The sequence below is a fragment of the Vibrio rhodolitus genome (assembly GCF_003350325.1).
In the GTDB taxonomy this organism is placed as follows: Bacteria; Pseudomonadota; Gammaproteobacteria; order Enterobacterales; family Vibrionaceae; genus Vibrio; species Vibrio rhodolitus.
The window spans coordinates 23,280-32,256 of record NZ_QLYZ01000031.1 but is presented as its reverse complement, the minus strand read 5'-3'; the positions used below and the strand labels follow the sequence as shown (position 1 = coordinate 32,256).

General features: G+C 43.9%; 9 protein-coding genes and 1 pseudogene. 5 read left to right on the top strand and 5 right to left on the bottom strand.

Annotated elements, in window-relative coordinates:
• Positions 1 to 210: pseudogene (locus DPF93_RS21395) on the top strand (IS4 family transposase); the annotation flags it as partial.
• 98 nt (positions 211 to 308) lie between these two features.
• Here the strand turns inward: DPF93_RS21395 and DPF93_RS20155 are convergent.
• From DPF93_RS20155 to DPF93_RS20135, 5 genes are all read right to left on the bottom strand, one after another.
• Positions 309 to 1,205: an ion channel gene (locus tag DPF93_RS20155; protein ID WP_164675406.1), complete on the bottom strand. Its 897-nt coding sequence runs from the start codon at positions 1,203 to 1,205 to the stop codon at positions 309 to 311.
• Between the two features lie 431 nt (positions 1,206 to 1,636).
• Positions 1,637 to 1,885 carry a DUF6482 family protein gene (locus tag DPF93_RS20150; RefSeq protein WP_114767823.1) on the bottom strand — a complete coding sequence of 83 codons (249 nt, stop codon included), beginning with the start codon at positions 1,883 to 1,885 and terminating at the stop codon, positions 1,637 to 1,639.
• A gap of 287 nt (positions 1,886 to 2,172) precedes the next feature.
• Positions 2,173 to 2,826 (bottom strand): DUF2726 domain-containing protein, encoded by a 654-nt coding sequence (locus DPF93_RS20145; RefSeq protein ID WP_114767822.1) that lies wholly within the window; start codon positions 2,824 to 2,826, stop codon positions 2,173 to 2,175.
• A 105-nt stretch (positions 2,827 to 2,931) separates the two neighbouring features.
• Complete coding sequence (locus DPF93_RS20140; protein ID WP_114767821.1) at positions 2,932 to 3,621, bottom strand: response regulator; 690 nt, start codon at positions 3,619 to 3,621, stop codon at positions 2,932 to 2,934.
• Positions 3,618 to 5,234, bottom strand: coding sequence for an ATP-binding protein (locus DPF93_RS20135; protein WP_114767820.1), 1,617 nt, complete (start codon positions 5,232 to 5,234; stop codon positions 3,618 to 3,620). Before DPF93_RS20135 ends, DPF93_RS20140 begins: the two co-directional genes overlap by 4 nt.
• Positions 5,235 to 5,524: 290 nt before the next feature.
• Here DPF93_RS20135 and DPF93_RS20130 point away from each other — a divergent pair, with 290 nt between their 5' ends.
• The 4 genes from DPF93_RS20130 to DPF93_RS20115 all read left to right on the top strand — a co-directional run bounded on the left by DPF93_RS20130 (position 5,525) and on the right by DPF93_RS20115 (position 8,874).
• Positions 5,525 to 6,259: an amino acid ABC transporter ATP-binding protein gene (locus DPF93_RS20130; protein WP_114767819.1), complete on the top strand. Its 735-nt coding sequence runs from the start codon at positions 5,525 to 5,527 to the stop codon at positions 6,257 to 6,259.
• Positions 6,259 to 7,056: an amino acid ABC transporter permease gene (locus DPF93_RS20125; protein ID WP_114767818.1), complete on the top strand. Its 798-nt coding sequence runs from the start codon at positions 6,259 to 6,261 to the stop codon at positions 7,054 to 7,056. The genes DPF93_RS20130 and DPF93_RS20125 overlap by 1 nt, the downstream gene beginning before the upstream one ends.
• A gap of 10 nt (positions 7,057 to 7,066) precedes the next feature.
• The gene (locus tag DPF93_RS20120; protein WP_114767817.1) at positions 7,067 to 7,885 is read left to right on the top strand and encodes a transporter substrate-binding domain-containing protein; all 819 of its coding nucleotides are present in this window, start codon (positions 7,067 to 7,069) and stop codon (positions 7,883 to 7,885) included.
• 101 nt (positions 7,886 to 7,986) lie between these two features.
• A complete protein-coding gene (locus DPF93_RS20115; protein WP_244204760.1) occupies positions 7,987 to 8,874 on the top strand; it encodes an amino acid ABC transporter permease in 888 nt (295 codons plus the stop codon).
• The last annotated feature ends 103 nt before the right edge of the window (positions 8,875 to 8,977 follow it).

Sequence of the window (8,977 nt, the reverse complement as noted above, 5' to 3'; positions counted from 1 at the left end):
ATGTGGTGGAATGGCTTAATCGCTATACAAGCGAAATGGCATTATGACTTTCAAGCGAACACCATTAAGCACCGACGCGTACTCTCGATCCCAAGGCTTGGTAAAGAAGTTCGTTGCCATCGAAGGTACCGAATAAGTGAATCACAATATCACTGGGCGATAGTGGAATACCAACGGCTGACACATGCCTGTGGACTGGGAGAATTATGAGGGGATCCGCCAGCGCCGCATTAAGGTGTGAGCGACGCTTGGCTATACTTGAGCGAAGCGAAACTGCCAAGCGTTGCGAATCACTCTTAAATGCTTTGTTAGCTTTTAAGTACCGCGTTTACAAACCCACCTAGTATGAATATACAAACTAAAAGCTGTAAACTAACCAAACTTTTTACTACTCTATCATTAGGTACCAAATCGCCAAATGTTGTTGTAGTAGATATGCCGACACTATAGAACCAAAAATCAAACCAATTTACTTTTTCAGTAATTAAACGCCGATGCTCTCTGATTTTATCTATAGCTTTTATCCTAAGCTCTCCTCGAGCATTTTCTAACCGATGCCACTCTTTATAATGTTCTCTCTCTAATTCATAGATTCGATTAAGATCTTCTATAGTTTCTCTATTAGTAAACGATAGCGTTTTGTCTAAAACAGCATATGAGTTTTCTACAGCTTGGTGGGCAGTTTGAACTTTAGCATTTGCTAGCTCTACTTTTGCATTACCCAATTCTTTTACTTTGTCTACGTCAGCTTGACTTTCGATTTTTTTTGGTAATGCCTCTTCAAGTGAAAGAATCTTTTTCGCAATATTACGCTCAGCAATTAGGAAAGGTTCTAACTTCCTCTTTTCATATTGGGCGAAATTATAATCTATTTCTTCAGATTGCTTCTGCGATACTATTTTTGAAGTCTCGGCAAGCTCTTTCTTCGCTATATTAAGTTTGTCTAGTTCGATTAATACAGTTTTAATTTTCTTATAGTCTGCGTCGTAAGAGTCCTTAAGGTCACTTAGGCTAGTAAAAGAACCAACTTCATATGTATCACTTTCACCCCACAAGAACTGATTAATCTCAGTAAAGGGTTGGACATTCAAGTCTTGATTGATGATGAAACTATCTGGTTTGTATATCCAATATCCCAAATAAATAAAACTAAAAGCGATTACGCTAATTAAGTAGGCAATTGCCCATTTAAAATTTGATCTCAAACCTAACAACCTTTCCCAAATTAGAAGCTAACAGTGTATTAGGCTGAATTCTCATTAATATCCCCCAGCCAACACCTTACTTGCCAGTATTCTAAGGAAAGTCATTACGTAAAATCAACAAGTTGCACAGGCGTATGGTTTCATTTGTGAGATTAGCCTTAGGTGCAAAACGAGAATAGGGATTTATAGAGATCTCATAAAGAAACCGAGCTTGGATAAGATCTCATTTATTTCATAGAGTTACGAAGTTTATCTAGAACGAAAACGAGAACGTTTGGCTTACTAATACACTTATATTTACGTCGATAATTGGCATTTCAATTATAACTGTATATGAGCACAGCTTTTTGCTTGTGCAGTTAGAGAAGAGATTGTTTGATGGTTGAGAGCCCTTTACTTGGCTCTCAATATGAATGTCTCTGAGCCCTTTCTTATGACCAATCGAGTGGTGTGGTATTGATCTCCGTTACGACACTTTCGCCACACATTTCATCATATAGATTGCGTTGTACTACCCCAATCGATGCGTAGTTTCTTTCCACCAGTGACGCTTTTGCTTGCGCTAGGCTTTGAAATTTAATGAATGAATCATCCTGCGCGCGCAGAACTCGTCGTGACTCGCCATCTACCTCTACCGCGAGATAGTTACCACCTTCCATTAACTCAAGTTCTAAATTCATACTAAGAATTCCTGTTCTGATTTAAGGGCTTTGTTCTCGATTTAGTGGTTAATACGTTGTTGAGGTGAAAATGGGGTCAATATTGATCAATTTTTGGGATTGGTTCGGTGGTTTATAAGTTCGAAATAACTAACTTAAAATGGTGAGCTTCGGTCTTTTGAGAGATAACAAAGCTAAACGGAGAGAGCTAATATGAGGAAAGACTCGATTCAATGAGTATAACCAAATAGCACAAGAGTGACGAACTAAGCTGTTATACGCAGATGTTAGTTCGCCTCGTATTGTGGCTACTCTTCGTCAAACACCACATTGTAGTTCTCGGTGTAATTACACTGAGGCTGGCGGCTACAGGTAAAGAAGCGACGCCCTTTATAATCGCCCTGTGATGCGGTTTTGATGTTCATAGGGCTGCCGCAACGTTTACAAAAACGCACTTCTTTGTCGGCTTCAATTAAATCAATATGCGCAGCAAGTAAGCGGCGCAGTTTACCCACTTGATAACTGTGTTTCACCGTAGCACCAATAAGTGGTATGCCCGCAGATTTGCATGCGTGCATTAACAATTTCTGGCGTTCAACTTTGCCTTTGTTGAGTGGTGCTCCATCATCAAGCTCAAGCACGACTCGCGCCTCTAAGTTACGAGGGTCACAGACAACAAAATCGAAATAGCTCTTGGCAATACGGTTATTGGCGATAAACCATTGCTTTTTGTCGGTTGCTTTAGGCGCGATAACTTTGCTCATGGTGACTTTCGGCATAACCACCGCTTGCTGCCCAACAGCAGAGAGCAACGCATTATAAAAAGCCGACTCTTTTTGATTGAGTATCGGACCTTTCTTTTTGTAGGCACTGTCTTTTAAGGCATCTTGTTTTAAATAACGCTGATGAATAAAGAGATAAAATGCGACAAAAACAACCAATAAAATTGCAACGTATTCCATTGCGCTATACACACCTTAAGCTTCTGAGTTACTGATTAATATTACCTTTAAATTGCGATTGCACAAAGGGCTATTCACAAGGCTTACGTTGCCAATACATTCGACTTAACGCCCTAAAACTGCCCTTTTATAGCTGCGCTCAGGTCGCCCGACTGTTCCGTAGTGCAAATCGGCGATCAGCTCTCCAGTACTAATAAGATATTCTAAATAGCGCCTTGCGGTTGTGCGGCTTGCACCAATTTGCACCCCAGCCTCCTCTGCAGTTAAGCTGATTGCTTGAGTAAACAAAGCACGTATCTTATCCAGTGTTACGCTATCAATGCCCTTCGGCAAGCGCGCTTTTGGCGCATCATTGCTGTTGGTTTGCAGCATTTTGTCCACCAAACCTTGGTCAAGATCGCTAACATTATTGAGTTGAGATTTCTGCTCTAAGTATTTTTTCAATGCCATTTCTAGCCGAGTAAAAATAACCGGTTTGAGCAGATAATCGACCACGCCACCACGCATTGCTTGTTGCAAGGTGTCGACGTCTCGCGCCGCCGTGACCAAGATTACATCGCAGCTATGATTGCTACTTCGGATTGACGTTAGGATGTCTAACCCACTGCCGTCGGGAAGAAACACATCTAAGATCACCAGTTGTGGCTGTAAAATATCAATCTGCATCAAGGCGTCCGCTTGCGTGGTCGCCATGCCGACAACCTGAAAACCATCAAGTTGCTCGATATAACGCTGATGAAGTTGAGCGATTTTCAAATCATCTTCTATGATCATTACTTCAACAACAGAAGTCATTCCATTTCTTCCTTTGGTAAATACACGGTAACTCTTGCCCCTGAATCTTGATTATTATCCAATTCAATTTGACCATTGTAGCGAGTTACCAGCTGTTTAATAAGATAAAGTCCAAAGCCTCGCCCTTGTTGTGCTTTGCTCGAAACACCAATTTCAAGTAACTCTTCGCATGCGTAATCTTTAGGTAAACCGATACCGTTATCCACCACTTCAAGTATGATTTCATTACCAAAATCAGTGATCGATACGTCGATTTTATGTTTGATTAAATCAATCTCGATTGATTGCTCAATCGCGCTGCGGGCTGAATCAAACGCATTGTCGATCATGTTGCCTAAAATCGTCACCACATCTTCTGCATTGATTTTGTCAGGCAGTGGCAATAAGCGTGAGCCCTCTTCTACTTCCAAGCTCAAAGCCAATTCGCGAGCACGCTCAGTTTTACCCAATAGCAACCCAGCCACTAAAGGTTCGTGAATCGTCTCGCGTAAGCTTTCCATCAAACTCTGATAGTGCGCCGTTTCTTGACCGATAAACGTCTGCACCGCATCTAGCTCACCAAGTTGGATCATGCCGCTTATTGTGCTGAGTTTGTTGCGATGTTCATGCGTTTGTGAACGCAGCATCTCAGCATACTCTTTGGTTTTAGAAAGCTGCTCGGTAAGCTCTGTCAGCTCATCACGTAAACGAAAGCTTGAGACCGCGCCAACCACTTCACCTGCCACCACGATCGCACTTCGGTTGGCAATTAGACGCTGCCCATTAAGAAACAAGTTAATATCGTGATCTACTCTTGGGCTAACCAAAAGCTGTTTTAAATCACTGTCGGGCAATATCTCGGTCAGTGGGCGATTAAGTGACTTTTGTTTGTCGACGCCTAAAATGCGGCAGGCACTTTTATTTATTGACCGCAGCCGACCAGAAGAGTCGATGCCAATAATGCCCTCTTTAAGAGTTTCTAGTGTCACATCTAGCTCGACATAAAGACGCGCGATCTCTTCAGGTTCAAAACCCAAAATTGCCTTTTGAAAACGGCGAGAAGCGTAACTTGAGATAATCGCGTTGGCGGCTAAAACCATCACTGTCATCGCGAGAAGATAAGCTAAGTAGGGCTCTATCCTATCTTGTAATCGATCAATCAAATATCCAACTGAAACCACACCGATAATATTGCCTTGGGAGTCAAATATGGCGGTTTTGCCACGCACGGAATGACCAAGCGAGCCGACCGCAAACGAAACATAAGACTCGCCTTTATCCAAGGCGCGAATGTTGTCGCCCCCTTTCATCGGCTTGCCAATGCGCTCATCAACTGGGTGAACTAAACGAATGCCCTGTTTATCGCCAATCACGATAAACGCTGCGCCAATCAGCTGGCTCAACTCTCGATATTTACTTTGATCAAACACCCCGCCTTGCTCAACAATCCTTATCACCTCGGGAGACTGGGCAAGAAATGAAGCAACGCCCATGGCTTTCAGCCCCATCTCTTGTTCTTGAGAGTGTTTGATATAGAGAAAGCCTGCAGCAACAAGAATAAGCAGTTCAATTAGCCCAGAAAGTGTCATGATCACTAGCATGCGTCTGCGAAGACTGATCCCACTCCAACTCATTCACTTTCCTTAATCTGGCTCGATATTGAGCATTAGATTAACAGCTAGTTAACAGCGAGTGCGCGCTTGTTACGCGTGTTTTGTGCCTTAGTTAGCACATTGCTTAAAGATTCGTATAGTTATCAAGCAGCGTAACAACCAAGATGAACAACGAAGATGTGCAACAAACGCTCAAAAAGACGCCAAATGCGTTACAAATTCATCACTTATTCCGCATCTTTTGGTTAATCATGTGCAAACGATTCGATAAGTTGTTATTGTATCCAAAACAATAACAATACTAAGCAGCCTTGAAAGATAAAGAATCGATAATAGAGTTTCACGAGCTGAATAAGTGGTACGGTGAGTTCCACGCGCTTAAAAACATTAACCTTTCAGTCAAGACGGGAGAAATCCTCGTCGTATGTGGACCATCTGGTTCCGGTAAATCCACACTTATTCGTTGCATCAATCACCTTGAGCAATTTCAGCAAGGTTCCCTACGCGTATTTGAGCATCAGGTCGGCAGTAAGCAAATCCAACCTGGTAAAGTAGGTATGGTGTTCCAGCATTTTCATCTATTCCCGCACTTAACGGTAATGGAGAACTTAACCCTCGCGCCACTGCGTACACTCAAGCTCTCCAAGCAAGAAGCAGAAGAGCGCGCTATGAAATACCTAGAGCGCGTCAATATTGCCGAACAAGCACACAAATACCCCATTCAGCTTTCTGGTGGGCAGCAGCAGCGTGTGGCTATCGCACGTTCTCTGTGTATGGAACCTGATATCCTGCTGTTTGATGAGCCAACCTCTGCTCTTGATCCTGAGATGATCAATGAAGTGCTTGATGTCATGGTCGAGCTCGCCAAAACCGGGATGACCATGGTGTGTGTCACCCATGAAATGGGCTTTGCTAAAAAAGTGGCTAATCGTGTGGTGTTCATGGATGAGGGTGAGATTGTCGAAATTGGTGAGCCGAACCGCTTATTTGATGCGCCTCAACACCAGCGTACCCAAGCATTTTTACAACAAATATTGAGCTATTGATGATTTATCGAATTATTAAGCCCGTTCTACAAGCCATATTGCAAATTGCGGTGATGATCATCGCGATTGTTTGGCTATTAGACTCTGGCGCGAAAGCGATGGATTATCAGTGGCAGTGGCATCGCGTGCCGGATTTTGTCGCTTTTTATGAAGATGGGCAGTGGTGGCCAGCCGAACTGATTGAAGGCTTAGTCGTCACCATTAAAATATCAGCACTTAGCCTAGTGTTTACCTTACTGTTTGGCTTAGTCACCGCCCTGCTAAGAATGAGCAACTCTCGCGTCGGTCGCTTTATTGCCACCAGCTATGTGGAGATCATTCGCAACACACCACTTTTGGTGCAAATTTATCTACTCTACTTTGTGTTTGGGCCGGTGATAGGACTTGATAGATTTAGCACTGCCGTGTTGGCGCTTTCTCTTTTCCAAGGCGCTTACACTGCGGAAATACTACGCGGTGGTTTACAAAGTATTCCTCGCGGGCAATTTGAGGCAGCAAAAACCTTGGGGCTTTCACCTTGGTATGCTTATAAAGATGTGATTTTGCCGCAAGTGATTCAGCGTACGCTGCCGCCGCTGACTAATGAAGTGGTCTCTTTGATCAAGAACTCTTCCATTGTCAGTGTGATGGCAATATTCGATTTAACCACTGAGGCGCGCAACATAGTGTCAGAAACCGCAATGCCATTTGAAATCTGGTTCACTGTTGCTGCTATTTACCTCGCACTCACCTTATCACTTTCTGCTCTATCTGCTTGGCTAGAGCATAAATTAGGAGCCAGTTGGCGCAAATTATAAGGAGATAACCATGAAGTTATTCAAAGCATCTATCACGGCACTACTGGGACTTGCGCTTGCACTGCCGTCCTTTGCAAAAGCCGCCGATAGCACCCCAAACCTCGATACCATTAACGAGCGCGGTACACTACGCGTGGGGATGTCAACATTCGTACCTTGGGCAATGCGAGATAAGCAAGGCGAATTGATCGGTTTTGAAATTGATGTCGCAAAACAACTCGCCGCAGATTCCGGCTGGAAGGTTGAGTTTGTCCCAACAGCATGGGATGGCATCATCCCTGCGCTACTGGCGAAAAAGTTTGATGTGATCATTGGCGGTATGTCGATTACGCCAGAGCGTTCAAAAAGCGTGCTGTTCTCAACGCCATACTCTCACTCAGGCGTGCAAGTTGCGGCCAGCAAAGAGCTAGCGGAAGGCTTTACTAAATTCTCAGACTTTGATTCACGCCGTATCAAGATCGCTGCTCGTCGTGGTGCTTACACGGTACAAATCGCACGTGAGACTTTCCCTAAAGCGAAGATCCTTCAATTTGATGATGAGTCACAAGCGTTTCAAGAAGTGCTAAATGGCAATGCCCATGCAGTTATCGCCTCAAGCCCGAAACCTGAGCATGAGTCGATCAAACACGCAGACAAACTCTTCCTTCCGTTTGATGAGCGTCTGTCACAGGGTAACGAAGCATTTGCAGTTCGCCTCGACGAAGCAGATAAGAAAGCCTTCTTTGACGCATGGATTGAAAAACGTACCCAAGACGGTTGGCTAAAAGAGCGTTACGAGTACTGGTTCTCAACGCTAGATTGGCAAAACCAAGTGGCACAAGGTCAATAACCCTAGCTTGTAGTGGCAAATTAACCGAGTTTTATTAAACATCTCTCTTGAGAATAGTTTTTAGGTACAAAAAAGTGACAGAGCACTCTTCCACCCAAAGCGTGACAAACAGTCCAGCGCCAGCGAATAAGCGATTACGCTTAAACAGCTTAGATATTGCGTTGCTTATCGCGTGTATCGCCTTTGGCGCTTGGCTCTACTACCGCTCGTCGGTTGGCGTTAATTATATTTGGCACTGGCAAGAGGCTCTTTCACTTCTATTCACTCCCCGCGCTGATGGTAGTTTGCCTTATTTCTTCCAAGGCTTTATTGCCACCATCCGCTTGAGTATCTGGGGCATTGCTTTTGCTCTTGTGGTCGGTACTCTGCTCGGGCTGGCTAAGTTTTCTAATTCTGCTTGGCTAAACAAACCTGCTAACGCGTTTATCCAATTGGTGCGTAATATCCCGCCTTTGGTGTTCGTGTTTATTTTCTACTTTTTCATCTCAAACCAATTAATCCCGTTACTTGGTTTAGAAGATCTGCTGCGTAACTACCCAAGTGAAACCAATACGCTGCAAGCGTTCTTCTTTGGTCCTGCCAATCTTTGGGAAAATCTGCTCTCTGGCGTGCTATGTGTCGGGCTGCTTTCTTCGGCTTATGTTGCCGAAGTGGTCCGTTCAGGGCTGGAGAGCATTGATAAAGGGCAATGGGAAGCAGCTGACTCATTAGGTATGTCTGGCTGGGTAAAATACCGTTATGTCATCGCGCCGCAAGTTCTCAAGAACATCACCCCTGCCCTTGCTGGGCAAACCATCTCGCTGGTGAAAGATACCTCGATTGTGTCGCTGATCTCTATTCAAGAGATGACTTTCGTTGGCACCGAGATCGCTAACTCATCCGGCTACATTTTTGAGATCTGGCTAATTGTGGGTTTTGCCTACTTCACCCTCTGCTTTGGGCTCTCAACGTTTTTCCGTCAGTTGGAAAAACGTCAGCATCTACGCTAATACTTTCTCACTCCATAAGAAAGATTAATTTATTGCACAAATTTTGTTCGATAAATTGATCTTTGCCACAGGAACTAGTGGTTGTTTTTTAGGCAAACCAAGT